At 61.5% G+C, this 25,653-nt stretch carries 26 protein-coding genes; 18 read left to right on the top strand and 8 right to left on the bottom strand.

Annotated features, from left to right (window positions below):
• Positions 1 to 81: 81 nt before the first annotated feature.
• The 4 genes from cydB to ABIB66_RS32120 form a co-directional block, all read right to left on the bottom strand.
• The gene (gene cydB / locus ABIB66_RS32135; protein WP_354211358.1) at positions 82 to 1,068 is read right to left on the bottom strand and encodes a cytochrome d ubiquinol oxidase subunit II; all 987 of its coding nucleotides are present in this window, start codon (positions 1,066 to 1,068) and stop codon (positions 82 to 84) included.
• A 2-nt stretch (positions 1,069 to 1,070) separates the two neighbouring features.
• A complete protein-coding gene (locus ABIB66_RS32130; protein WP_354211356.1) occupies positions 1,071 to 2,480 on the bottom strand; it encodes a cytochrome ubiquinol oxidase subunit I in 1,410 nt (469 codons plus the stop codon).
• 155 nt (positions 2,481 to 2,635) lie between these two features.
• Positions 2,636 to 3,463, bottom strand: coding sequence for a formate dehydrogenase accessory sulfurtransferase FdhD (gene fdhD / locus ABIB66_RS32125; RefSeq protein ID WP_354211355.1), 828 nt, complete (start codon positions 3,461 to 3,463; stop codon positions 2,636 to 2,638).
• Positions 3,460 to 3,669 (bottom strand): hypothetical protein, encoded by a 210-nt coding sequence (locus ABIB66_RS32120; protein WP_354211353.1) that lies wholly within the window; start codon positions 3,667 to 3,669, stop codon positions 3,460 to 3,462. Before ABIB66_RS32120 ends, fdhD begins: the two co-directional genes overlap by 4 nt.
• 45 nt (positions 3,670 to 3,714) lie before the next feature.
• Here ABIB66_RS32120 and ABIB66_RS32115 point away from each other — a divergent pair, with 45 nt between their 5' ends.
• The 7 genes from ABIB66_RS32115 to ABIB66_RS32085 all read left to right on the top strand — a co-directional run bounded on the left by ABIB66_RS32115 (position 3,715) and on the right by ABIB66_RS32085 (position 8,852).
• Complete coding sequence (locus ABIB66_RS32115; RefSeq protein ID WP_354211352.1) at positions 3,715 to 4,167, top strand: DUF2231 domain-containing protein; 453 nt, start codon at positions 3,715 to 3,717, stop codon at positions 4,165 to 4,167.
• Positions 4,164 to 5,510 carry a PQQ-dependent sugar dehydrogenase gene (locus tag ABIB66_RS32110; protein ID WP_354211351.1) on the top strand — a complete coding sequence of 449 codons (1,347 nt, stop codon included), beginning with the start codon at positions 4,164 to 4,166 and terminating at the stop codon, positions 5,508 to 5,510. Before ABIB66_RS32115 ends, ABIB66_RS32110 begins: the two co-directional genes overlap by 4 nt.
• A 123-nt stretch (positions 5,511 to 5,633) precedes the next feature.
• Positions 5,634 to 5,918 (top strand): YodC family protein, encoded by a 285-nt coding sequence (locus ABIB66_RS32105; protein ID WP_354256998.1) that lies wholly within the window; start codon positions 5,634 to 5,636, stop codon positions 5,916 to 5,918.
• Positions 5,919 to 5,951: 33 nt separating this feature from the next.
• On the top strand, positions 5,952 to 6,167 hold the full coding sequence (locus ABIB66_RS32100) for a hypothetical protein (RefSeq protein WP_354211348.1): 216 nt from the start codon (positions 5,952 to 5,954) through the stop codon (positions 6,165 to 6,167).
• Between the two features lie 285 nt (positions 6,168 to 6,452).
• Positions 6,453 to 7,058 carry an ABC transporter ATP-binding protein gene (locus ABIB66_RS32095; protein ID WP_502917433.1) on the top strand — a complete coding sequence of 202 codons (606 nt, stop codon included), beginning with the start codon at positions 6,453 to 6,455 and terminating at the stop codon, positions 7,056 to 7,058.
• Positions 7,048 to 7,881, top strand: coding sequence for an ABC transporter permease (locus tag ABIB66_RS32090; protein ID WP_354211345.1), 834 nt, complete (start codon positions 7,048 to 7,050; stop codon positions 7,879 to 7,881). The genes ABIB66_RS32095 and ABIB66_RS32090 overlap by 11 nt, the downstream gene beginning before the upstream one ends.
• 434 nt (positions 7,882 to 8,315) lie before the next feature.
• Entirely contained in the window at positions 8,316 to 8,852 is a 537-nt protein-coding gene (locus ABIB66_RS32085; protein WP_354256995.1) for a cytochrome family protein, read from the top strand.
• 24 nt (positions 8,853 to 8,876) lie between these two features.
• On the opposite strand, the gene ABIB66_RS32080 is transcribed toward ABIB66_RS32085, so the two are convergent.
• Entirely contained in the window at positions 8,877 to 10,262 is a 1,386-nt protein-coding gene (locus tag ABIB66_RS32080) for a sensor histidine kinase (protein WP_354211341.1), read from the bottom strand.
• Positions 10,263 to 10,322: 60 nt separating this feature from the next.
• The gene (locus tag ABIB66_RS32075; RefSeq protein ID WP_129274440.1) at positions 10,323 to 11,003 is read right to left on the bottom strand and encodes a response regulator transcription factor; all 681 of its coding nucleotides are present in this window, start codon (positions 11,001 to 11,003) and stop codon (positions 10,323 to 10,325) included.
• 391 nt (positions 11,004 to 11,394) lie between these two features.
• Between ABIB66_RS32075 and ABIB66_RS32070 the strand changes: the two genes are divergently transcribed.
• Both ABIB66_RS32070 and ABIB66_RS32065 read left to right on the top strand, forming a co-directional pair.
• Positions 11,395 to 12,327 (top strand): NAD(P)-dependent oxidoreductase, encoded by a 933-nt coding sequence (locus ABIB66_RS32070; protein ID WP_354211339.1) that lies wholly within the window; start codon positions 11,395 to 11,397, stop codon positions 12,325 to 12,327.
• 367 nt (positions 12,328 to 12,694) lie between these two features.
• Complete coding sequence (locus tag ABIB66_RS32065) at positions 12,695 to 12,940, top strand: hypothetical protein (RefSeq protein WP_129274379.1); 246 nt, start codon at positions 12,695 to 12,697, stop codon at positions 12,938 to 12,940.
• 317 nt (positions 12,941 to 13,257) lie between these two features.
• Here the strand turns inward: ABIB66_RS32065 and ABIB66_RS32060 are convergent, their stop codons facing one another.
• Positions 13,258 to 13,602, bottom strand: a complete 345-nt coding sequence (locus ABIB66_RS32060; RefSeq protein ID WP_354211337.1) for a hypothetical protein — start codon at positions 13,600 to 13,602, stop codon at positions 13,258 to 13,260.
• A 416-nt stretch (positions 13,603 to 14,018) separates the two neighbouring features.
• On the opposite strand from ABIB66_RS32060, the gene ABIB66_RS32055 reads away from it, so the two are divergent.
• The 6 genes from ABIB66_RS32055 (at position 14,019) to ABIB66_RS32030 (ending at position 19,642) form a co-directional block, all read left to right on the top strand.
• Complete coding sequence (locus ABIB66_RS32055; RefSeq protein ID WP_354211336.1) at positions 14,019 to 15,035, top strand: aldo/keto reductase; 1,017 nt, start codon at positions 14,019 to 14,021, stop codon at positions 15,033 to 15,035.
• Positions 15,032 to 15,439 (top strand): cupin domain-containing protein, encoded by a 408-nt coding sequence (locus ABIB66_RS32050; protein ID WP_354211335.1) that lies wholly within the window; start codon positions 15,032 to 15,034, stop codon positions 15,437 to 15,439. The genes ABIB66_RS32055 and ABIB66_RS32050 overlap by 4 nt, the downstream gene beginning before the upstream one ends.
• A gap of 53 nt (positions 15,440 to 15,492) precedes the next feature.
• Complete coding sequence (locus tag ABIB66_RS32045; protein ID WP_354211386.1) at positions 15,493 to 16,143, top strand: 2Fe-2S iron-sulfur cluster-binding protein; 651 nt, start codon at positions 15,493 to 15,495, stop codon at positions 16,141 to 16,143.
• Positions 16,140 to 17,120, top strand: a complete 981-nt coding sequence (locus ABIB66_RS32040) for an FAD binding domain-containing protein (RefSeq protein ID WP_354211333.1) — start codon at positions 16,140 to 16,142, stop codon at positions 17,118 to 17,120. Before ABIB66_RS32045 ends, ABIB66_RS32040 begins: the two co-directional genes overlap by 4 nt.
• Positions 17,121 to 17,132: 12 nt before the next feature.
• Positions 17,133 to 19,334: a molybdopterin cofactor-binding domain-containing protein gene (locus tag ABIB66_RS32035; RefSeq protein WP_354256992.1), complete on the top strand. Its 2,202-nt coding sequence runs from the start codon at positions 17,133 to 17,135 to the stop codon at positions 19,332 to 19,334.
• A gap of 95 nt (positions 19,335 to 19,429) precedes the next feature.
• Positions 19,430 to 19,642, top strand: a complete 213-nt coding sequence (locus tag ABIB66_RS32030; protein WP_354211330.1) for a hypothetical protein — start codon at positions 19,430 to 19,432, stop codon at positions 19,640 to 19,642.
• A gap of 274 nt (positions 19,643 to 19,916) precedes the next feature.
• Here the strand turns inward: ABIB66_RS32030 and ABIB66_RS32025 are convergent, their stop codons facing one another.
• Positions 19,917 to 20,567: a hypothetical protein gene (locus tag ABIB66_RS32025; RefSeq protein ID WP_354256989.1), complete on the bottom strand. Its 651-nt coding sequence runs from the start codon at positions 20,565 to 20,567 to the stop codon at positions 19,917 to 19,919.
• An 84-nt stretch (positions 20,568 to 20,651) separates the two neighbouring features.
• Here ABIB66_RS32025 and ABIB66_RS32020 point away from each other — a divergent pair, with 84 nt between their 5' ends.
• The 3 genes from ABIB66_RS32020 to ABIB66_RS32010 all read left to right on the top strand — a co-directional run.
• Positions 20,652 to 21,836, top strand: coding sequence for an efflux RND transporter periplasmic adaptor subunit (locus ABIB66_RS32020; protein WP_354211327.1), 1,185 nt, complete (start codon positions 20,652 to 20,654; stop codon positions 21,834 to 21,836).
• Positions 21,833 to 24,946 (top strand): efflux RND transporter permease subunit, encoded by a 3,114-nt coding sequence (locus ABIB66_RS32015; RefSeq protein WP_354211325.1) that lies wholly within the window; start codon positions 21,833 to 21,835, stop codon positions 24,944 to 24,946. The genes ABIB66_RS32020 and ABIB66_RS32015 overlap by 4 nt, the downstream gene beginning before the upstream one ends.
• Before the next feature lie 164 nt (positions 24,947 to 25,110).
• A partial coding sequence (locus tag ABIB66_RS32010; protein ID WP_354256986.1) for a transcriptional initiation protein Tat occupies positions 25,111 to 25,653 on the top strand: 543 nt, incomplete at its 3' end.

Below are 25,653 nucleotides of genomic sequence, written 5' to 3'. Positions count from 1 at the left end.
AGCAAAAAACTCCGCCGCCCGTGCGTCGGCACCGGTCCCCACGAGCATCGCGAGCGCTTTCGCGGATAACGCGGAGGGATCTTAGTGGCCGGGCGTCGTTCCCACCTTGCCTCTGAACACCCGGTAGCCGATCGCGACATACAGTACCATCAAGGGGAAGACGAAGAGGCCCTCGCCCCAAAACATGAAGGCGAGACTGGCGTGAGGAGCCGCCGCGTCCTCAATCGTGATGGCAAACGGAATCATGTAAGGCCAGAAGGACAGTGCCAGCGTTCCGAACGCGGCGACAAAGATGACGGCGACAGCGGCGAACGGCCAGCGATCGTTGTGATGCAGGATGCTGCTGGCCAGCACGGCCGCGGCCACAGCTCCGACGGCAGGAAATACAAACAGGTAGGGCCGATCGAGCCAGCGATGCATGATCGGAAGATTTTCGATCAGAGCATGCGCAAAGACGATGATCAGAAACGCCAGAACCGCGAGCGCCAGCCCGGGGATCTGGCGGCGCGCCCTGTCACGGACGTCCGACCGACACTTTTGCACGAGCCAGCTGGCACCCAGAAGGGCATAGCCGAGGCACAGCCCGATGCCGCAAATCAGCGAGAACGGGCTGAGCCAGCCCATAACACCGCCGACATAGGCACCGTCGGTGAACTTCAGGCCCTCCACCAGGGCTCCAACCGTCACGCCTTGCATGAAGCTCGCGGCAAACGAGCCGCCCACGAAGCTCACATCCCAGATCCAGCGAAACTGCCGCGCCGCCCTGTGGCGAAATTCGAAGGCAACGCCGCGCAGGATCAACCCGAGCAGCATGATGATAACAGGCAGATAGAAGGCCGACAGCAGCGTGGCATAAACGAGTGGAAACGCGCCCCACAGAATAACGCCGGCAACGACAAGCCAGGTCTCATTGCCATCCCAGACCGGCGCGACGGTATCGAGCATCGTGTCGCGAGCTGCTTCGCTGCCGGCGAGACCAAACAACATGCCGACCCCGAGATCGAATCCGTCGAGCAACAGATAGATCAATATGCTAATAGCCAGAAGAGCAACCCAGAACAAGACCATCTCTATTCTCCTGCGCTCCGGTGAACTGACTGAATGAGCTCTGGCTCGGCGAGCGACATCGGGCGGTTTGGAGAGGCGCCGTGCGGCGGCTCGACGACGAGGCGCGTCGGACCGGTACGTAAGAGGCGATAGATGTAGAATGTGCCAAAAGAGAAGATGAAGAGATAAACCGCCCCGAATAGCACGAGCGTGGTCATTGCCGCTGGCGCCGTCAGGAACGGCGTCACGGCGTCGGCCGTCCGCAGCAATCCGTAGACCACCCAGGGCTGTCGTCCCACCTCGGCAACATACCAGCCCGTGAGAATGGCGATAAACGGAAGCGGGAAACTGAGGAAGATTGCCCAAAGCATGGCGCGGTTCCGGCGCAGGCGCCGTTTGATGCTCAGATAGGACCCGAACCACGCGATCGCGAGCATGATCAGCCCGCAGCCGACCATGATGCGGAACGTTACGAACGGTATCAGCACCGGCGGGCGATCCTGCGGCGCGAAGTCAGTCAGCCCCACCTCCTTCGAGGTCAGGCTCGAGCTGGCGATGATGCTTCCGAGAATCGGCAGCTTGATCTCGTATTTGTTGCTTTCAGTCGCCGGATCGGGAACCCCGATCAGCACTTCGCTCGCAGGCTGCTCGTCATGCCAGCGCCCCTCGATGGCCGCGAACTTTGCCGGCTGGTAGGCGTGAACGTAGTCGCCGACCAGGTGACCGAACACGAGCTGGACGGGTATCAGAAGCGCTGCGAGGAATAGTCCCATCCTCAGCATCACCCTGGACTCGGCGTAGTGGTCGCCACGCAACACATACCATGCACCGGTCGCAGCGACGCAGAATGCACCCGTGAGATAGGCCGCCAGCAGCATGTGCGGAAAGCGCGACCATACGACCGAGTTGAAGATGATCTTCGTCCAATCGTCTGGCACGAAGTAGCCGTTCTGGATGACATAACCGACCGGTACCTGCATCCAGCTGTTGTTGGTCATGATCCAGAAGGCGGACAACGTGGTCCCGAGCGACACCATCGCGGTGGAGAACAGATAGAACCTTGGCGGCACTCGCTTGCGTCCGAACACGAGGACTCCGAAGAAGCTGGCTTCCAGCATGAACGCCGTGAAGGTTTCGTAGGAGAGAAGCGGACCCTGGATCGGCCCGGACATCTTCGACAGGACGCTCCAGTTCGTTCCGAACTGGAATCCCATCACGACTCCCGAGACGACGCCCATACCGAAGGCGACGCCGAAGATCTTGAGCCAGAATTCGAACAGCGCCTGATAGACGGGACGGCCTGTTCGCATGTGCATTGCTTCGAGGACGGTCAGCCAGGCAGCCAGACCGATCGTGAAGGCCGGGAAGATGATGTGAAATGAAATGGTGAAGCCGAACTGTATGCGCGACAGCAGAAGCGCCGTTGCATCCATGTGAACATCCTTTTCCCCTGACGGACCGCGTTAATCTCGCCTTGAGCAGGTAGGAGCTGCTCCACCGCGGCCTTTTCCGCAGCGAACGGATTTTGCGCATTTGCACGCGGAGCCGGTCCAGGCGGCGGCGTGATCCTGTGGGCCCCAGCAGCCTGTCAGGCCGCGACAGTCGGGAAGTCGGAAAAGATCAGGCGATCGGGATGGGTAAAGATCTCATATCCGTCTGAACGGGCGACCGCGATCAGCGTGATGCCCGCCTGATCGGCGGTCTCGACAGCGAGCGAGGTCGGCGCCGAGACCGCGACGAGGACAGGAGCGCCAATCCGCGCGGTTTTCTGCACCATCTCGACGGACACGCGGCTTGTCAGAAGGATCGCACCGCCTGCCCGCGCCATGTTCTCCCGCAAGAGCGCACCGGCGAGCTTGTCGAGTGCGTTGTGACGGCCAACATCCTCCCGCACCAGACCTATGCCGTTGTGCGGTTGCCAGAAGGCAGCGGCGTGCACGCTCCGTGTCTTCTGATTGAGCGCTTGCAATGGCGCCAGCGCGCTCATCGCGTTCAACAGGTCGCGCGCGCGAAAGGTCGCTGTGGTTGATACATGCGCTGGCGTGGGACAGGCCTGCTCCAGGCTTTCGATCCCACATAAGCCGCAGCCGACCGGACCGATCATGGCCCGGCGACGCGCCGAGAGCTCGTCCGCCCGGTCTCGGCCCAGCCACATTCGGACCTCGATCCCGAGGCTGCTCTCCACGATTTCGATGCAGGCAATCTCGTCCGCCTGCTTGATAATCCCTTCCGTCAGGGCGAACCCAACTCCGAAATCCTCCAGATCGGCCGGCGTGGCCATCATCACTGCGTTGGTGGACCCGCCAAAGGTGAGCGCAACCGCCCTCTCCTCGGCCACATATCTCGATGAAAGGGTGGGGTTTCCACCGCGCCAGAGAAGCTTCGCGCGCTGCCGAAGCGGACCATCGCTGATCATTGCTGCTCCTTCCAGATAACGTACCCGTTCAGATAGCCTCGCCTGCCGACAGACGTTTCCTGCACCGCGATCGCATTTTCTTGATCGCACGACGGCGCCTCCGGGCAATCGACTCGCTCTTGCCGCGTGCGAATTCGAAAGATCACTCGGTCGTCGACGACGATATCGGAGGGAAGCCCAAACAGGCCGATAAGGCCCGTGAACATTCTTGGGCTTGAGGACAGCGAACTCAATGCACGGAGCGTAGGAGCATGACTAAGCCGGAAAGTACTGGTCTCGCCGATCGACCACGGGCAGGTGCACTCAGACGACGCCCTATTCACCAGATCCTGGTGCCATTTCCAGTCGCTTACTTTGCGGCGGCATTCGCGACCGACCTGGCCTATTGGAGGACCGCCGAAGTGATGTGGTACCGGTTTTCCGTCTGGCTGATCGCGGGGGGACTTGTCATGGCTGCGCTTGTCGCGGTCGCCGCGATGGTCGATCTCTTTCGTAACCAAAGACCAGCGTGGATCCACGCACTTGCCTATGCGGCCGCGGTCGTGCTGTCCGTTCTGAATGTCCTTGTCCATAGCCGGGACGGCTATACCGCGGTCGTACCCACGGGGCTAACCCTCTCGGGTGTCGTCCTCGTTGTTCTTCTTTTCGCGATCTCCCCCGGCTGGACGTTGACCCATCGCTATCGTATCGGAGCAAAGGCATGAGCGAAATCAAGACGAGCTTGCCGCGGGTTGCCGCCATCCTGGTCGCTGTCGCCGGATTGGGGCTGGCCGGTTGCAACGACACCGGAGGTGACCCGAAGCTGCAGATCGGCTCAAATCCCGTGCTGCCCCCGCTGCATCAATATCTGCTGCCACCAATCCGGATTGCGACACCGGTGGGGTGGGGATCCGAGACACCCAAGGTCCCGCAGGGGCTGCAGGTCCATGCGCTTGCCACAGGGCTGCAGCATCCGCGATCGGTTTACGTCCTGCCAAACGGCGACGTGCTGGTCGTGGAGAGCAACGGTCCAAAGGCGCCGATCTTCCGTCCCAAGGATCTGGTCACCGGCGTGGTAGAGACCCTCGCCGGCGCCAAGGCGAAGGACGCCAACCGGATCACCTTGCTCCGCGACACCAATGGCGATGGCATTCCCGACGTACGGACGGTGTTTCTGGATCACCTCAATTCTCCGTTCGGCGTCGCGCTGGTCGGTCACGATCTCTACGTCGCAAATACGGATGCGATCATGCGCTATCCCTATCAGGACGGGCAGACCAGCATCACCGCCAAAGGTACCAAGCTGACCGATCTGCCGGGTGGACCGATCGATCACCATTGGACGAAGAGCCTTCTGGCGAGCCCGGACGGATCCAAGCTTTATGTCGGCGTCGGGTCGAACAGCAATATTGCGGAAAACGGGCTCCAAGCCGAATACGAACGCGCCGCCATCTGGGAAGTCGATCGCGCCACCGGCGCTCACCGCATCTTCGCCAGCGGCACGCGCAACCCGACGGGGCTACAGTGGGAGCCGACGACCGGCAAGCTGTGGGCGATTGCCAACGAACGCGACGAGATCGGACCCGACCTGGTGCCGGACTATCTCACCTCAGTGCAGGATGGCGGGTTTTACGGTTGGCCGTACAGCTATTACGGTCAACATCTCGATCCGCGCGTTCAGCCGCAACGGCCCGATCTGGTCGCGAAAGCGATCGTGCCGGACTACGCGCTCAGCTCCCACGTGGCTCCGCTGGGATTTGCCATGTCCTCCGGACATAATCTTCCTGCGAACTATCAGAGCGGCGCCTTCGTCGGAGAGCACGGCAGCTGGGATCGAACACCCCTCAACGGCTACAAGGTGGTGTTCGTCCCCTTCAGAGACGGCAAACCTTCCGGCCCAGCGCAGGACGTCATCACTGGCTTCCTCGATGCGAACAACCACACCCACGGCCGGCCTGTCGGCCTCGCCATGGATCGTAGTGGCGCACTGCTGATTGCCGACGACGTCGGCAACGCGGTGTGGCGCGTCTCATCGGCTGACGTCACGGCGCCCAAGCCGGCCTCGTAGCGACAGAACCCACGTGTGGTCGAGGCGGCCGGGAATAGGCCCGCCTCGCCCCTGGTGGAATAACTATTGTCGTCGAATTTAGTCGGATCGGCGCGGCGAGCGCCTACCTCGAAATCAGGACGGATGGAGCTTGGCATGTCTTCGCGAACCAAACGACGCATCACTGTTGCGACGCTGCTTCTTGCGATCGCTGCATCGTGTCCCGCACTCGCCGCCACAGCATCTTTATCCTCGAAAGGCGACGCGATGGTCCAATTCGAGCGGGGCGAACTCGTCAGGTTGCGATCTGGAGGCCCCATGATGACCGTCTCGGCGGTCAAGGAGGACCAGGTCAAGTGCATTTGGACAGACGATAGCGGCCGACCCGACGATGCCACCTTCCCGGCCGACGTGCTGCAGAAATTCTGATCGAGCTGTTTTGCAATCATCCTGGAGGCAAGAATGTTGATTACGCTGGTGGCAGTTCTCTGCAACGGATCGATCTGCCTGGAAAAGGTCGTCACCAATAGCGAGCAATCCGGCATCACCATGAGCGCATGCGAAACCAATGCGCAGAGCGGAATCGCCGACTGGCTCCCGCATGGCCCATACAGCCAGTGGAAGTTACAGGGCTACAAGTGCGTGATTGGACCGTATACTCCCAAACGTGCGGCCTAGACTTCGCGTGTTCGCCATCTCTCATGATTTTACCCTGACCTGATCTATCCGACCCGGGCTAATCCCGTCTCGTGATCGTTGGACCTCCCCGGCTTTTCGCGGTGGCGCCTGTCGAGAGGACTTTCCGTGGCAACAAGGCCGAACGGCGGCGCAAATGACATTGGAACAGGTGCGGGGGCCTCTTCCCAGGCCACAGCCGAGCCCGAGCCGCCTACAATCGCCGACCTCGAGACCAAACATCTGTCACGACAGGTGGCTGGGCGCGTTCTCGTTCAAGACGTCAGTGTGCAGGTATTGGCCGGCGAGATACTCGCCATCGTTGGACCAAGCGGGGCCGGGAAATCGTCGTTCCTCCGGCTGCTCAATCGCCTGGACGAACCTACGTCCGGCACCGTCCTGCTCAAGTCGCAGGATTACCGTTCCATCACCCCACCGGAATTGCGGCGCCGCGTTGGCATGGTGATGCAAACGGCGTATCTCTTCCCGGGCTCCATCGCCGCCAACATTGCGTTTGGGCCGCACCAACGCGGCAAGGTGCTGGCGCCTGCGCGAATCGAGGGTCTCCTGGAGCGCGTCGGCTTGTCCGGACTTGCCGATCGCGACGTCAGCAATCTCTCCGGCGGCGAAGCGCAACGCGTCGCGCTGGCGCGGACCCTTGCGAACGAGCCCGAGGTGCTGTTGCTGGATGAGCCCACCTCCGCCCTCGACGAGGCGTCAGTGCGCGGCATCGAGGAGCTCATTCTCGGCATCGTCAGCGAACGGCGGATGACGTGCCTCATCGTCACGCACAATCACGCCCAGGCGGAACGGCTCGCGGCGCGGACGATGGTCATGCAAGCGGGCCGGCTCGCCGCGATCGGCCCCACGGAGCAAGTTCTGCATGCTGGCTGAGCTCCAGAACAGTATCGGCGGCGACGTGTTGACTGGCCTCGCGCAGGCCGGCGGGGCGTTCGCACTGTGCGCGGCTGTCGTCGCGCTTTGTCGCTGGCAATCCGTGCATGTGGAGCGTGAGGCGGTCGTCTCGATGGCGCGCGGCCTCGTGCAGATGGTTCTGGTCGGCCTGGTACTGGCCCTGCTGCTGCACGGCCGTCTGCTGATCGGCTGCCTCATCCTCTTCATGATGGCGATCGCCGCAGCGATCACGGCGGCCCAACGTCTCAAGGGAATGGCTGGTGCACTTCCGCTCTGTTTCTGGTCGATCGCCGCAGGTGCAGGCACCGTCATCGCGGTGATGCTCGCGACCGGCAGTCTTCAGCCGGATATTTCAATGCTCGTCCCAGTCGGCAGCATGATCATCGCCAACGCGATGAACGCGTGCGCACAGGCAATCGAGCGTCTCCGAGCCGAGATCCTTGCCCATGTCGGCCAGATCGAGGCGGGCCTGTCGCTCGGCGCGGAGCCCGCCGTCATCATTGCGCCCTATCTTCAGAGTGCCGTGTATGCGAGCCTTCTGCCTCGCCTCGACATGATGAAATCCTTGGGACTGGTGTGGATCCCGGGGGTTATGGCCGGAATGGTGGTTTCGGGCGCCAGTCCGGTCTATGCGGGCATCTACCAATTCATCATCGTGGCAATGATCCTGGCAGCCTCCGGCATCACCGGCCTCGTTGCAACGGTTCTCATGCGCTCACGCGCGTTTTCCGCCGCGGCCCAACTCACAATTCGGCCGGCGGAGACAGCGGCCTCAAGCCGCCCGTCTGGGCAAGCACGCTGATTGAGTCATCTCCCGCCCGGTTCTTGCCGCACCCGAAAAGCCGTCCAAGCTGGCGATAGCGTCGTGCAATTGCGAAAGGCTTCGGCTCTTTGAGAGCCCAGTTCTAGCTTGAGTGATGGCAATCCGCGAGTTGAGACGATGATCCTCCTGCCCCTCATGACCGCCTGGATCTGGTTCCAGATATTGACAGCCTCACCGCTGCCGGCATTGGCTTTGAAACCACACCATGCGCGTGGCTCACGGGAAGGTCGATAGCTGGCTTTGGCCAGCGGTGCCGCGGTTTGCGCCATCTCGCTGACGCGCGGGTGACAGAACCGTCGTGCGGGAGGCGCTCGGTAAGCGTGACGACTGCAATGCACGAGCAATACCCGCCTGACGGAGCGGATTTCCCGGCCGTCGATGACACCGGCCTACCGACGTTCGGAACAACCACCATGAACCTTGGCCCGTTGCCTGCGATATCGAAGAGCTCGCTGGCGCTTGGCCTGCTGTCAGCTTCCATCGTGATCCTGCTGACAACCGCCTTTGTGCGCCTGCCCAGAGCTCATGCGGGCTCAGCAGGCGTCTCCGCTCAACCGGCGACGTATCTGCCGAGCATCAGCGACATGATGATCGGCACGATACAGCCCAGGCACGAGCGGATATGGCGTGCCGAACAGGCGGGCAACTGGAATTTTGCCGCCTACGAGCTAGGCAATCTCCGCGGTGCCTTCGGCCGACTCGGACGCGCGCATCCAATGGAAGAGGGCACCCCGTTCCCCGACATGATCGAGTCAGTTATCCAAAAGCCGCTCGGGGACCTGAAGGATGCGATCGATCGGAGGGACGACGCCAATTTTGGCAAGGCCTTTGACGAGCTCAGCGACGCCTGCAACTCCTGTCACCAGGCGCTGAACCACGGCACGATCGTGATTGGCCGCCCGGCCGGCCCATCCCAATCAGACCTGATTTTCGACAAAGCTGGACGGTAGCGACGCATCTGCCCGGTGCTTCAATCATATTTGCGACGAGTTTGGTCCATTCGCCTTGTCCAGACAGACGATCTCGATCCGCCCTCCCGAGCCGGGATAGATGTTCAGCCGGAAGCCATGCAGCTTGGTGATGGCCGCCACCAGGCTAAGTCCGAGCCCGACTCCCGGCGTGTTGCGCATCTTGTCGGAGCGGTAGAACCGCCGCAGCACGGCTTCACGCTCCTGTTCGCCGATACCCGGCCCGGTATCGGTCACGCGCACGATGCTTTCCCTGTCCCCACGCCGTAGATCGAGGCCGACCTTTCCGCCCGCCGGCGTGAACTTGATGGCGTTGTCGACGAGATTCGCCACCGCCTCGAAGAGCAGATCCCGGTCACCCCAAACGTGCAGCTTGCGGTCGATATCCACGCCAAGCTTGATGCTCTTGTCCTCGGCGATCGGCTCGTAGATGTCACATACCTCTCGCAAGATTTCATGCAGCGCAACATTGCCGAACCCGGCCGAACGCCGGCTGTTCTCGATCTCCGTCAGTCGCAGGAGAGCGGTGATGATCGCGAGCGACTGATCAATGCCTCCGATCGCCTTGTCCATGACGCTCTGAAGCTGCTCCAAGGTGGTTGCATGTGTACGCCCGCGCTCCAGGGACAATCGGGCGCGGGTTAAGGGGGTTCGTAGATCGTGCGCAATATCGTTGCCGACGCCGGCGAGCGCATTGATCATTGTTTCCATTTCATCGAGCATGCTGTTCACAATCACAGCCAGTCTGGAGAACGGATCATTGACGTTACGATGCGGAAGGCGCTCGCGGAGGTCGCCGGCGATAATGCGCTGAACCCGCTGATTGACCTCCTCCACCCGCCGTTGCGCGCGCACGCTCAGCCAGGCTCCGGCCAGTAAGCAAAGGCAGAGTGCCGGCAAGAGCCCGAGCGCGAGGGCTTGCCCCACGACGCTCGATATCTCGCGGGTCTCGTCGACGTTCCGCCCCAACACAAGGACATCACCGTTTTCAAGACGCCGGCCTATCGCCCGGATCAGTGGATCGCCACCTGGTGGTTGGCCGACCGGCGCTACCCTCGCGGCCTGTGCCGCTCCACCGACGGTGAAGTCCCGCGGCAGCTCTTTGAGGTTGCCGGCGAGCCGATTGCCGGCAGCATCGAACAATCCCGCATACTGAACGCCCCGGGAATCCTGGCCAAGGTGGTCCGAGATTGCATCGGCGCGGCGGTCCCGCGGCAGGCCTGCCAGGAAATCAAGCTGTTGAGCGATCATGCGATCGGATCGCGCAATCAGGTAGCCGTCGATCTTCCAGTAGATGAAGCCGAACAGCACGATCATGAGCAGGGCGAAGACAGCGGCCACCGCCGAGGCCCAGCGGAAGGTGTTCGAGCGTATGAATTGGAGCTGGCGCATCGATCCCGCCGGTTGGTGTTCGTACCTCATTCGATCGCCAAACAACGGCGCCGGCAGCGCCTATTGCTGCGGTCGCAGAATAAACCCGGAGCCCCGGACATTGTGAATCAACTGGGGCTCCCCAGCGCCGTCGACCTTGTGCCGCAGCCGGCCCATATGCACATCGACCAGATTGGTCGTGGCCGGGACGAACTTGTAATTCCAGACCTCTTCGAGCAACATTGCACGGGTCAGCAGCTGATCACTTCGCCGCATCATGTATTCGAGCAGGCGGAATTCGCGTGGCAACAAATCGATTTTCCGCTCGCCGCGCCACGCGGTACGTTCGATCAGATCGAGTTCAAGAGGACCGACCCGCAACGTCGTCCCGCGGCTCTCCGTGGGACGACGAAGCAGGGCTTCTATTCTTGCTATGAGCTCCACGACTGCGAAGGGCTTCGTCAGGTAATCGTCTCCGCCGCTTCGCAAACCCCGCACCCGATCGTCGACGGCGCCGAGTGCGCTCAGCACCAGGACCGGAGTGCTAACCTGCTCCTTGCGTAGCGCCTCGATGATTGTAAGTCCGTCCATGCCGGGCAGCATGCGATCGACGATCAGGACATCGGGATGCAGCGCCCGGGCTTTGTCGAGGCCTTCGATTCCGTTTGACGCCCACTCGACCTCAAACCCAAGCTCGCTCAGCTCGGCCACGATCTCCTCGGCCGTTCCGGCGTCGTCCTCGATCAATAGAACCTTCATCATCAGCTCGATCTCAAGTGTGCCAAAGTGCCCGGCCGGCTGGCCGGAAATCATATGCTCGCTCGTTGGCAAAGTCATAGGCACCGTCCACATAGCCGACCGGGAATGGGCCGGATCGCGCTACCCAACGACTTGGCTTAGCGCCGCCCGCTTCGGACTAGCATGCCGCCTTGGCAGAGCGCGGCAGGGCCCTCGAGGAAAGACATAAACTCTCCGCCAAGGCGGCGCCATTAAATAGCAATTTAACGGGCTTAGCGGATTGGGGACCAGCCAGCGCATGGTCGCCCCGCCGCGGCTTCGCCGCCCCATTTCTCGCAACACTGAAATCGATTTTAGACGACATCCTCGGGCCGGCTGCTTACCTTCTGGTGCCCGATCAAGCAAGCGAGCCGCCATGCTGGATGAGATCGACGAACGGAACACGAATGGCAATCCGCAGGTTGATTCGCGGATGTCCTCCAAAATTGGATTTATCGGGCTCGGCCTGATGGGTACCGCCATGGCGGCCAATCTCGCGGCCGACGGTCGCAAGGTATCGGCCTACGTACGCCGGCCGGAACGCATCAACGACCTCCGGGCGCTCGGCGTTTCGGCCACAACTCATCGGCCGGACTTGTTCGACAGCGACATCATCATCACCATGTTGCCCGATGACGCTGCCGTGCGAGATATCTTCTTTGGATCATTCGGGATCGCGGAGTCGCTACGGCCCGGCACGATCCATCTGTCAATGAGCACCATCAGCACTGGGGCCTCGGCCGCGCTGCTGCTCGAGCACGAGCGTCGCGGTCAAGGCTACGTTGCAGCCCCCGTGTTCGGCAACCCCGACGCCGCCAGAGCGCGCCAGCTGGCCGTCATCGTGGCAGGCAAGCCGGAGTCCTGTGAACATTGCCGGTCATTGACGGATTCGCTGGGGAAGACTTTCGTCGTCGGGACGGATCCCGCACAGGCCAATCTGCTCAAGTTGCTCGGCAACATGATGACGGCGACAGCTCTCGAGGTCCTCGGCGAAATCGTGACTGTTCTGCGCAAGCGCGGACAGGACCCTCAGCAGTTCGTGGATATCATGACAGGCACGATATTCGACAGTCGCGTCCACAAGAACTACGGCAGCCGGCTCATTGCCGGCAGCTATAAGCCGGGACTGACGATGCCGCTGGCGCTCAAGGACGTCCGCTTGGCGCTGGCCGAAGCGGAGCTGGCCGGCGCTCCTATGCCGTCGGTGGGTGTCGTTCGCGACCGCCTGATCACGGGAATCGCGCGTGGCCACGGTGGACTCGACTGGACGGCGCTCGGAATGGTGGCTTCGGAGGAAGCCGGACTTTAGACCCGTCGGTCGAGCAACATGGTCGGACCGGCTCAACGCGCCGAACAACGCGGGCCTCAAGGGAGCGCCGCACGGAGACCTTTCTGCTCTCTTTGCGAACTGCGATTTTGCGCAGTCGCTTGCTGCAAAACACGAACCTGCTGAGCCTTGAAACCAACATTCGCACGCCCGATAGAGCGCGCACGCGTTAGAAACGTGTCGCAATGGCGCGTAAGGACGCCGACTGCCGTCCCGCTTCTTACGCCTCCTGACTCACGCTCCATTGAAGCCGCGTGAGCATTTCGTGCGTTTGGCTAATCCGTGATCCACCGCATCTGCTCAGACGGGCCCCCTTGACCTGGCCCGCTGTTTTTAACGGAGAAGCTCAATGACCAATCTCAAACTGCTCTCGACTGGACTGATCGCGGTGGCAATGCTCGCAACGCCGGCTATGGCTCGCGAAAGCGGCGTCGCCTCCCGGCGGGCCGCCATGGAAGCCAATGCCGCCGCGCCGGAAGCGCCATTCTATTCGGGTGACCGTGCTTGCGTTCCGGCGCCGCGCGTCGGCGCATTTGCAACGGCGCCGTGGACCGGTAACAACGTTCCCTGCGAACCGGGCACGGGCGCGTTCTAATCTGCGTAGTGCAGTTCGGCTTGTTCGACTGTTCTTCTTGCGCCTTCGGCGCTTGTGACTCCGTCGATCAGCACACACACAGATAGCGGGCTGGATTTTGTTCCACCCCGTTTTTCTGTCGATCGCTCTGTACGGCAGCGAGCAACACCGAGCGTCTCTATGGTCTCGAGATTTCTCAACTTCCCGAGAGCAGACACTGCTCCGGCCCTTGTGATGGCAATTTGAATGGCGACGCTGGCGAGCATTCCTATTCTATCAAGCATCACGAAAGCCTGGCCGCGCGGCAACGTACGGATGCTGCGCTGACCGATGAAAATTCAAACACAAGGAGTGTCCTGATGAAACGAGTGATGATGATCCTGGCTACGGCTGCGCTTGCCTCCGCATTGGCCGTCGGCGCGGCGGATGCACGGGGCGGCGGCGGAGGCGGAGGTGGCGGCGGTCACGGCGGAGGCGGAGGTGGTGGTGGTCACGGCGGAGGTTTCGGCGGCGGCGGACACATGGGCGGTTTCGGAGGAGGCGCGCACATGGGCGGTATCGGCGGCGGTGCCCGCCTGGGCGACCTCGGCGGAGGCGTTCATGTCGGCGGCATGGCTATGCGTGGCGACATGGGTCCGAGCGGTCGTGATCATCTCGGCCTTGCCGAGCATTCCCTTGCGCATGGCACAGGTATCCATGACCACGCCATGAACCACTACGGCAGATACCGCCCAGGGTACGGGTACTATGGCGGCTCCGACTGCTACGATTGGTACGTCTTGCATCCCGATCGGCCGTTCCCGCTCAGCTGCAGCTGATGCACCTGCAGCCCCTGCCTTCGGTCCGGATCCGCTTGCGTCATCCGGACTGATGGCAGCCGCGATCGAGGGCGTCAATTCAAAGTGACGACTCTGAAGTCCAATTCAATGGCCAGGTATCGCCAGTGGCAATACCTCCCACTCAATGCCGCCGGTCTGCAATTGCGGCCGCGAGGTTCAGAGACAGCCAGCGTCCGATCAGTGCACCGAGGCTGGTTCGCGCGATCATCCCCCGCGCGCCGTCTGATGCAATCAGGCGCAGACCACAAAGGAGTAAACAAATGAAGGTCGTTCCGAACATGAACATGGAATGCATCGACATTCCCGGCACTTCCATCCGCGTATCGCGCATTGCGCTCGGCACCTGGGCGATCGGGGGCTGGATGTGGGGCGGAACCGACGAAAGCGATGCAATCAAGACAATTCAGGAAGCGCTCGATCGCGGAATCACTCTCATCGATACAGCGCCGGTCTACGGATTCGGCCGCTCGGAAGAAATCGTCGGAAAAGCCCTTGCCGACGGTCGTCGCCGGAACGCCGTCATCGCCACAAAGGTCGGGCTCGACTGGAGAAACGGCCGGCCGTTCCGTAACGCGCGCAAGGCCCGAATCATCGAGGAAGCCGAGAGTTCTTTGCGGCGGCTTCGGACGGATGTCATCGATCTCTATCAGGTGCACTGGCCCGATTCCCTGACGCCGATCGCAGAGACTGCCGAGGCCGTCCGCGCGCTGCACCGCGCCGGCAAGATTCGCGCAGTCGGCGTCAGCAATTTCAGCCCGGCACAGATGGATGAATTCCGCAAGGTCGCGCCACTTCACACGGCTCAACCGCCCTACAATCTGTTCGAACGCGCAATCGAGCAGGACGTGCTCCCCTATTGCCACGAGAAGAAGGTCGCGCTGCTCGCCTACGGCTCGCTGTGCCGAGGCCTGCTGTCCGGCAGCATGTCCACGTCGAGCCGTTTCACCGGCGACGACCTGCGAAAGAGCGACCCCAAATTTCGATCGCCACGTTTTCAGCAATATCTCCATGCGGTGGATCGACTCGACCGCTTCGCACGGGAGCGCTTCAACAGGAGCGTGATCCATCTGGCGGTACGCTGGGTACTGGATCGCGGCAAGTTGAACATTGCGTTGTGGGGGGCGCGGCGCGCGGAGCAACTCTCGCCGATCACCGACGCTCTCGGCTGGCGAATCGATGATGCCGCCATGATCGAGATCGACCGAATTCTTCGGGAGACAATCAACGATCCGATAGGCCCCGAATTCATGGCGCCCCCGGATCGGGAGGCGGCATGATGGACACACGATCCGCGATCCAAATCGTGAGCCGCGACCGGTTCGACACGACGACCGCTCAAACATCGGGCTCCCATCGTTTTGCCGCGATCGGGCCGTCGCTGGGCATCACTTCGGCAATCTGGGGTGGGCTCTTCGAAGTGGAGCCGGGCGCACGAACCGGAATCCACCACCACGGCGAACAGGACACGATCGCGTTCGTCCTGTCAGGCCGTTGCGAAGTGCGATGGGGCGGCAAGGGCGAGTTCTCCTCACGGGCCAAGGCCGGCGACTTCATTCACGTTCCTGCTTTTCTCCCGCATATGGAGATCAATCCATCCCGCGTCCTGCCTTTCATATGGGTCGTGGTGCGCAGCACGCCTGTACCCATCGTTGTCAATCTACCGGACACGTTCTGGTCTTAAGCGATGTGACCTTGCCCAGCATCTTTGATCTGCCCTGCAAATACGGAACAGACATGGAAAATACACCATCCATCTTTCCAACCATGGAGGTCACGCGCCGTACGGTCATCGAGACCGGCACCACCGCGCTCCTCCTGAGTAGCCTTCCACGTGGCGCGCTTGCCGCCGAGACTGAACAGGCGGAACCGTCCCGCATGTCCATCGAACTGCGGGTGAACGGCCATCTGCACGATCTTACGCTCGATCCCCGCACAACGCTGCTGGACGCCCTGCGTGAACACCTGGCGCTCACCGGCTCGAAAAAGGGATGCGATCACGGCCAGTGCGGTGCCTGCACCGTTCTGATCGAAGGACGCCGCATCAATTCATGCCTGACCCTCGCAGTCATGCACGACGGCCAGTCGATCACCACCATTGAGGGGCTCGCCTTCGGCCAGGACTTGCATCCCATGCAGGCGGCGTTCGTCGAGCATGACGGGTTTCAGTGCGGCTACTGCACTTCGGGCCAGATCTGCTCGGCAGTGGGCATGCTGGCCGAAAGCCGCGAGGGTATGCCGAGCTATGTGACCCCGGATCTGACCCAAGCGCCAGCAGAGCTAGGCGACGATGAAATTCGTGAGCGGATGAGCGGCAATATCTGCCGCTGCGCGGCCTACCCGAACATTGTCGCGGCGATCAAGCAGACCATGGGAGAACAGACATGAAAGCCTTCTCCTATGGGCGTGCGCAATCGGTCACGGATGCAGCTATTGCGGCCAGCAAGCCCGGCGTCAAGATCATTGCCGGCGGCACCAACCTGCTCGATCTCATGAAGTTGCAGGTGGAGAGGCCATCGACCCTGATCGACATCAACCGGCTGCCGCTCGACAAAATCGAAGAGACCTCGGAAGGCGGCCTACGGATCGGCGCGTTGGTCCGCAACAGCGACCTCGCGGCAGACCCGCGGGTGCGGCAGCATTACAGCGTCCTAAGCCGAGCCCTGCTCGCCGGTGCCAGCGCCCAATTGCGCAACAAGGCAACGACGGCGGGCAATCTCCTGCAGCGGACGCGCTGCTACTATTTTTACGACGTCACAAAACCCTGCAACAAGCGCGTACCCGGGTCGGGCTGTTCGGCACTCGCCGGCTTCAACCGCATCCATGCGATCCTGGGCGGGAGCGAGGCGTGCATCGCGACGCATCCGTCGGATATGGCGGTCGCCATGCGCGCACTCGACGCAAAAATCGAGGCGATCGATCGCGAAGGAAAAGTCCGCACGATTCCGATCGCCGATTTCCACAGGCTCCCCGGCCGCACGCCGGAAATAGAATCGGCGCTGGCCTCCGGCGAGATCATCACAGCTGTCACATTGCCGCCGCCGCCTCCAGGCGCTCAGGTGTACCGGAAGGTGCGCGACCGCGCGTCCTATGCTTTTGCGCTGGTTTCGGTGGCCGCCATCGTCGACAGCGCAGGCGGACGAATCCGCTCGGCGCGGCTCGCCTTCGGTGGTCTCGCGCCCAAGCCGTGGCGCGTCGCCGCCGCCGAACACAGTCTCATGAATACGGCTGCCAGCGCTAATTTGTTCGATGCAGCCGCGGACGCGGTTCTCGAGGGCGCGCATGGAGCCGGCACCAATGATTTCAAGATCTCGCTGACCCGCCGCACCCTGCATGCCGTGCTCGGCGAAATCACCCGCACTTGAGAGAGCATCAAGATGGAAATGGATCGACCTGTCGGGGCGAACGCGCTGGATGCCGAGAAGATCGTCGGAAAACCGCTTAATCGGGTCGATGGGCGATTAAAGGTTACCGGCGGCGCGCACTACGCCTATGAAATGCAGCAGAATGCGCTCTACGGCTTTGTCGTTGAGGCCTCCATCGCAAAGGGGCGGATAGCCTCGATCGAAACGCTGACTGCCGAGCGATCGCCCGGCGTCAAACTTGTCCTTACCTATCGCGACGCTCCCAAACAGGGCACCGGGAACCATCGTGAAGCGCATCCTGTGCTCACGGGTCCTGTCGTGTCCCACTACGGCGAACCGGTCGCGTTTGTGGTCGCCGAGACGTTCGAGCAGGCGAGGGCCGCCGCCTATCTGGTCAAAGTCGAGTACGATCGGGAGAAGGGACAATACGCCCTGCCTCATCACCTCGCTATGGCCCGCGTCCCACACCAGGCGGACGGTGCGCCAGCCGACAGCGAAGTCGGAAACTTCTCGGACGCCTACACGAACGCTTCCGTGCAGATCGACGTGTCCTACAGCACACCGCTGCAAAGCCATGCGATGATGGAGCCGCACGCAACGCTCGCGATGTGGGACGGAGACAAGTTGATCCTGCATACGGCGAACCAGATGCTAAACCAGGGCAAGCAGGTCATCGCAAGGACGTTGAATATCCCCCTCGCAAATGTGCGCTTGGTCAGCCCCTTCATCGGCGGCGGCTTCGGCGGCAAGCTATGGGTGAACGCCGATGCTATCCTGGCCGCAATCGCTTCACGATATCTCAAGCGGCCCGTCAAAGTTGCCCTCACCAGGCAGCAGATCTTCCACGTGACGACGCATCGCTCGGACACCATCCAGCGTATCCGCCTTGGAACCGATCGCGACGGCCGGATTGCCGCAGTTGGTCACGACGTTTTCTCGGGCAACTTGCCGTCAGAACAAGTCTACGAGGCTGCTGCGCTGCAGACCCGTTCCCTTTATGCCGGTCCGAACCGGCTGACGCGACATCGCCTGGTGCCGCTCGATATCCCTGTCGCATCCTCCATGCGCGCACCCGGCGAAGCTGTCGGATTGCTGGCGCTGGAGTGCGCTATGGACGAGCTCGCCGAAAAACTGATGCTCGATCCGATCGAGCTTCGGATCCGGAATGAGCCTGCCGAAGATCCCGAAAAGCACATCCCCTACTCCAGCCGTCATCTGGTCGCCTGCATGCAAGAGGGCGCCCGCCGGTTCGGTTGGGACAAGCGCAATTCAACGCCTGGCCAGGTCCGGAATGGGCGATGGTTGGTTGGAATGGGCATGTCTGCCGGAACCCGAGGCAATCCCCTCCGCTTCTCGAAAGCCAATGTGCGGCTGGATCCCGATGGCATAGCTACGGTGAGAATGGCGATGACCGACATAGGCACCGGGACTTACACGATCCTGGCACAGATCGCGGCGGAAATGCTGGGATTGCCAATAGAACGCGTGCGTGTCGATCTCGGCGATACGAATTTTCCGGAGGCAGCCGGCTCAGGCGGTTCGTTCGGCGCGGCGAGTTCCGGCTCGGCGTTGTTCGAAGCATGTCAGGCCTTGCGCACGAAGCTGGCGGAACTCGCCGGCATGAATCCCGATGCAGCACGTTTTAGCGACGGCCAGATTGCCACCGGAGCGCGTTCTGTGAGCCTCGCAGAACTTGTCGGCTCGGGAGTTGAAGCCGATGGCGAAATCAGGCCGGGCCGCAACAACCAGGACTTCTCCCAGCAGTCCTATGGTGCCCATTTTGCAGAGGTGGGCGTTGACCAGGACACCGGAGAAGTGCGCTTGCGGCGGATGCTCGGGGTGTTCGCAGCCGGTCGCGTCTTGAACGCAAAGACAGCGCGGTCGCAAGCCATTGGCGGAATGGTGTTCGGTGTGGGCGCAGCCCTGCACGAAGATCTCGTGCTCGATCCCCGCTTTGGCTATTTCGTCAACCACGACCTGGCTGAGTATCATGTGCCGGTACATGCGGACATTCCTGCCAGCCTGGAGGCGGTGTTCCTTCCCGAGCTGGACGAGCGATCCAATCCGCTGAAGAGCAAGGGAATCGGTGAGCTCGGAATCTGCGGCGCCGGAGCTGCGATCGCCAACGCTGTCTATAACGCCTGCGGCGCACGGATCAGGAACTATCCGATCACGCTCGACAAGGTGCTCGTTAGTTTGCCTGATCAGGCATAGCCGCGTACCGGACTTTCAACTCTTCAGGAAAACGCTTTGTCCTATCTGGCCGCGCAGCCAACTTATCTATCAGGGTTCACATTAGGAGATACAGCATGAGAAAGCTCTCGACCATGATCGCATCCGTCACGATGCTCGTTGCATTCGTTTTGCCGGCTATTGCGGGTATCTCAACATATCCGCCGCGCATGTCTGAGACGGCAATCGCCCGCGCCGACAGCGGCTACGCCGCATTTGACCAGGCGCCGACATCTGCAACGGAACTCAATGAGCACGTTTATCGCGGCGGTCCGAAGGTCAACGATTGACACCGCCAAGCCATCGGCACGCCGCCCCGCGGCGATGCCCTAGACCTGCCAGTCCGGCATGCAAACAGACCCGCTTCGGCGGGTCTTCTTTCGATGCGCATCCGAGCATCATCGGCAAACGGTCCAGCTCACCATCTTCGTGCGAATTCGGAAGGAGCGCGCCGACGCATAGACACTTCTTACCTGCGCGCAATTGGTTCGAATGGAGGATGCACGTGAGGTGTTGGTTGATCGCCGCCGGTTTTGCGCTGTTCGCGAGCGGTGCCGCATTCGCTCAGATGACAGGAATGGCCGCTCCGACGCCTACAGTCGGTGCAACCTCCCCGCTCGGCAGCACGACTGGTTCGCCGATTTCACCGATCGGAATTGGTTTGGGCGCAACCGAGCTGCCTTCAGCAGGCCTCAGCCCGGCTCCTGTTGTCACCGGTAGCATTGCCACACCTACGACCGGGACTGCATGCTCGACACTTGGGTCCTCGCCAAGCGGAATGTATGGCTCGACGTCGACATATGACGGCGGCGGAATGGCGATGGCTGGGTCAACACCAGCAACGGGCGGAGTCGGGAACACAGCGGCATCGACGTCGTCGGGAATAGGGACGACCTCATCATTGTCAATGACGTCAGCAACGATGCAGAGCCCCATCTCGGGCACGCTCGATACCGCTGGCATGTCGGGCATGTGCGGCTCCGGCTCGAGCAGCATCGCCGCATCCTCCAGCCCAACTTCGACCGTTCCGACAACGTCCGGCGGCAGTCCCAAGACCGGTCTCCCCTTCGGTTCAACAGAGATCGGCAATCTCGGTGTCAGTTCCGCCACGCTGCTTCCCACGCCGGCAGTCCCGCTGGTCACAGGCAGCGTGACGCCGATCCTACCGCCAATGCCGATCGTGACGCCGCCTGCGGCATCCGCTTCGACCTTCACACCTGGATGCCCATCCCTCGGCACGTCGACATCAACGGGCTCACCAAGCGGCTGCTGAGCTTCTGTCCTGCGGAGCAACCCTCTATGAAAAAGAAGATCGTCATTTCTGTCGCCGTGTTGGCTGCGGTCGCCGCGAGTGCCGGCCTGCTGCACTTGACGCATTTTCACCCGATGGAGAAGGCCGCGGCTGCACCGACTCCGGCGCCACCTGTTCCGATCGTTGCCGGGACTGTCACCCAGCATGACGTTCCGATCTATCTGACTGGCGTCGGTACGGTGATTGCCTACAACACGGATATCGTACGGGCGCAGATCCAGGGTCAGATCACCAGCATCAACTTTACCGAAGGACAGCGGGTCCACGCCGGCGATCTGCTCGCGCAGATCGATCCACGGCCCTATCAGGCCCTGATCGATCAATATGCTGCCAATCTCGAACGCGATCAGGCGCAGCTCGCAAATGCACGAGCGAATCAGACCCGCTACTCCCAGCTCGGCGACAAGGGCTGGGCGACGCCTCAATTGGTTGAAACGCAGAATGCGCAGGTCAGTCAGCTACAGGCTGCGATCAAGGCGGACCAGGCTCTAATCGACGCTGCGAACGTGCAGCTCAGTTTTACGCGGCTTACATCTCCAATAGAGGGCGTGGTGGGCATTCGCCAGATCGATGTTGGGAACATCATCAGCCCGTCAAATACGAACGGCCTCTGCGTGGTGACACAGCTGGACCCGATTTCGCTGATCTTTACCCTGCCCGAGACCGTCCTTCCGCAGATCCAGCAACAGCAGCGGGAGACGAAGGCACCGCTATCTGTTCTGGCCTACAATCAGGACAACACGATCCGCCTGGGCGAGGGACAGCTCGGGCTCGTCAACAACGAGATCCTGCAGACGACCGGCTCGATCCAGCTCAAGGCGAACTTCGCCAATAAGGAGAACGGCCTGTGGCCGGGCGAACTCGTCAATGCACGCTTGCTGCTCAATACGCGACACAACGGCCTGACCGTTCCCGCCTCTGTCGTCCAGCAAGGACCGAACGGACCATATGCCTACGTCGTCAATCCGGACGGCACGGTATCTCTCCGCCAGATCAAGGTTGCCCAAGTCAGTGACGGCCAGGCGCTGATTGATTCCGGTCTGAAGGCCGATGAGCAGGTCGTGGTCGACGGGCAATACAAGCTGCGGCCGGGAACGCATGTCGTCCCACTGCACGGCAAGGCCGCAGATGAAGCCGTCGCTCAAGACGCATTACAGGCACCGATCCCATGAACATCTCCGCGCCCTTCATTCGGCGACCGATCGCGACCGCACTGCTGATGGTCGGACTGCTGGCTGCCGGACTCATCGCCTATCCGTTGCTGCCGGTGGCCGCACTGCCGAACGTCAACTATCCGACACTGACGGTCACCGCCCAGCTGCCTGGCGCGGACCCGCAGACGATGGCCTCGTCGGTGGCTTCGCCGCTCGAACTGCAGTTCGGGGAAATACCCGGACTCACGCAAATGACGTCGGCCAGCGCGCTCGGCTACACCCAGGTCACGCTACAATTCGACTTGAACCGCCAGATCGACGGCGCCGTCAGCGATACGCTTTCGGCCATCAATGCGGCAAGCCCGTATCTGCCGACTGGCCTGCCCTATCCGCCGACGATCCGGAAGGTCAACCCGGCCGACACGCCGATCCTTGTGCTCGGCCTCACCTCGGACAGCCTGCCGCTCACCACAGTCGACGCGTATGCTGAGAACATCCTGCTGCAGAAAATCTCGCAGATCCAGGGCGTGGGTCTCGTCGGAATTGGCGGCCAGCAGAAGGCAGCAGTTCGCGTGCAGGTCGATCCACAGGCCCTGGCCGCGCGAGGCATCAATCTGGAGGATGTACGAACCGTCCTTGGCCAAGCGAACGTCGATCTGGCCAAGGGAACGCTGAACAGCCCTCGACAGACCTACACGCTCAACACCAATGACCAGCTGTTTCACCCGGAGCAATATGCGGACCTCGTCATTGCCTATCGCAACGGCTCGCCTGTCCGTATTCGCGACATCGGCCGCGCGATCAGCGCCGGAGAGAACGATCTGATCGCCGGTTGGTACAACAACCATCGCGCCATCATCCTTGCCGTACAGCGTCAGCCCGGAGCCAATGTCATCGAGACGGTGCAGAGCATCAAGGCGATGATGCCGACGCTCCAGGCGTCGATTCCCGCCGACATCAAGATCAACGTCATTTCGGACCGCACCCAGACGATCCGGGCTTCGGTTGCGGACGTGCAGTTCACGTTGCTGCTGACCATTGCTCTCGTGGTGATGGTTATCTTCATCTTTCTTCGTAGTTTCTGGGCAACCATCATTCCAGCCGTCACCGTGCCACTCTCGCTGATCGGCACCTTCGCGGTCCTCTATGAAATGGGCTATAGTCTCGACAATCTGTCGCTGATGGCGCTTTCAATCGCGGTCGGATTCGTCGTCGACGACGCCGTCGTCGAGATCGAGAACATCACGCGGCATATTGAGGAAGGCTTGTCCCCGTACGACGCCGCGATGAAGGGATCCGGCGAGATCGGCTTCACCGTCATGGCAATCACGTTCTCTCTAATCGCTGTCTTCATTCCGCTCTTCCTGATGAGCGGCTATGTCGGCCTGCTGTTCCGCGAGTTTGCAATCACCGTGAGTGTCGCGCTGGTCCTTTCCTTGGTGATCTCCAGGACGCTCACGCCGATGATGTGTGCCTACCTGCTCAAACCCGAGAGCCGTGAGCACGGCCGCCTCTATCGCTGGTCCGAACGCGGCTTCGATCTGCTGCTCAGCGCATACGAGGCAGGTTTGAAGGTCGTGTTGCGACATCGCTTCATCACCATGATGGTGATGATCGGCACCATCGCCGTGACCGGGTACCTGTACGTCATCATTCCTAAGGGGTTCTTCCCGCAACAGGATACCGGCCTGATCCTGGGCCAATCGGAAGCTGCCCAAGACATTTCGTTCCGGGCGATGGCCGAGCGCCAGCAGGCCATGCTCGATGCGGTCATGCGTGATCCCGCCGTTGCATCGATTGGCTCGGCGGTCGGCGCTGGCGGAGGTACCTCCACGGTCAATGATGGCCGCGTGTTCATTCAGCTCAAGTCGGCCGACCAGCGCGACCCAATCGACAAGGTGATTGGACGATTGCGAACCAACCTTGCCAAGATCCAGGGTATCACTCTTTACATGCAGCCCGCGCAGGACATCACGGTCGGCGCGCGGCTGAACAAGACCCAGTTCCAGTACACCATGAACGACGCTGACGCGGGCGAGCTCAATCACTGGGCAGGTGTGTTCCTCGACAAGATCAAGACGTTGCCGGCGGTCGCGGACGTCACGACCGACCAGCTCAATGCGGGCCCGCTGCTCGATATCACGATCAAGCGCGAGGTCGCTTCGTCCTACGGCATCCTGCCCTACACGATCGACAACACGCTCGATGACGCTTTCGGCCAGCGCATCGTCTCGACGATGTACACGACGCTGCAGCAATACCACGTCGTTCTCGAGGTCAATCCCAAGTTCCAGTACGGGCCTGAAGCTCTCAACGGCATCTACATCAAGTCATCGAGCGGACAACAGGTGCCGTTATCGACACTGGTCGATTCCGTGGTGAAGGTCGCGCCGCTTGTCGTCAACCACCAGGGGCAGTTCCCTTCCGTGACGATCTCGTTCAACCTGGCGCCTGGAGCCGCAATCGGCCAGGCGGTCGGCGGCATTCAATCGATCGAAAAGCAGTTGCATCCGCCGCTGTCGCTTCAGACGAGCTTCCAGGGTAATGCGCAGGCCTTCGGTGCCTCGCTGAAAAGCACGCCGGTTTTGATCGCCGCGTCGCTGTTCGTGATCTATCTCATCCTCGGGGTGCTCTATGAAAGCCTCATTCACCCGATCACCATCATCTCGACACTCCCTTCCGCAGGCGTTGGCGCGCTGCTGCTCCTGATGGCTGCGCATTTCGACCTCAGCGTGATCGCGGTGGTCGGGATCGTTCTGCTCATCGGCATCGTCAAGAAGAATGGCATCATGCTGGTCGATTTCGCCATCCAAGCCGAACAAGCCGAAGGTCTGACGCCGGAGGAAGCGATCTACCAGGCCTGTATCAAGCGCTTCCGACCGATCCTGATGACGACAATGGCAGCGCTCCTTGGCGCCGTGCCGATGATGGTCGGTACCGGCGTTGGATCGGAGATCCGTCAACCCTTGGGTTACGCAATCGTCGGCGGTCTCGCCCTGTCGCAGATCCTCACCTTGTACACCACGCCCGTCGTCTACCTCTACCTCGATCGGCTGCAGAATTGGCTATTCGGTGCGCGACGACATCAAGCGGCGTCAGGCGACGTCCATCCGGCGCCTGCCGAATGAGCGAGCGCAACGCCTATCTCATTGTATTCATCAGATCTTGTGATCGAATCGATCTGAAAACTGCGTTGGTGTGCTGTCGTGGCGCTCCTACCTCATAGGGAGTAAGGCGGACCTTTCGAGCAATGCTCGATCGGTTCACCAGCAAGCAATATGAGGAGACACTAATGACGCTCGATAGCTCACGGCGTACCGCCCTTGTCAGCTTGGGCGCGTTGGCAGTCGGGACCGCTGCGCTTGCAGCCGGTTCCTCGCAGGCCGCAACGACCGCGCAGATCATCCCACCCGGCGCCCAAGAGCTCGGCGATTTGATGAGCCGGCTACGCCGCGCGCCGCGCCGACGCGATTTCAAGACGGTGCCGATGATCCTCCAGCAATCCGATTTCTGGGACAACGAGGCGCTCAAGGAGATCATCGCCTATCGCGGCACGCACAAGCAGGTGTGGGACAACACCAATCTCGCGGGTCCTTGGCTCAACTTGATGCGCAACTCGATTAATGCGCAGATCTTCTCCTTCGGACACAAGGATTTTCTGGCCGTCTCCGCCACGCATGGTACGGCGCACCTTTCGTTGTTCGACCGTGTGATGTGGGAGAAGTATGAACTCGCGACGCTGACCGGGGACGGCTTCAAGACGAACATGCTGGCGATGCCGAAGCCCGCCCCGAGTGCTTTCGCGCGGAGCGAGGATCCCGATAGCGTGTTCGGG

The sequence above is a fragment of the Bradyrhizobium sp. F1.13.3 genome (assembly GCF_040548265.1).
Taxonomy (GTDB): Bacteria; Pseudomonadota; Alphaproteobacteria; order Rhizobiales; family Xanthobacteraceae; genus Bradyrhizobium.
This window is presented reverse-complemented; position numbering and strand designations above follow the sequence as displayed.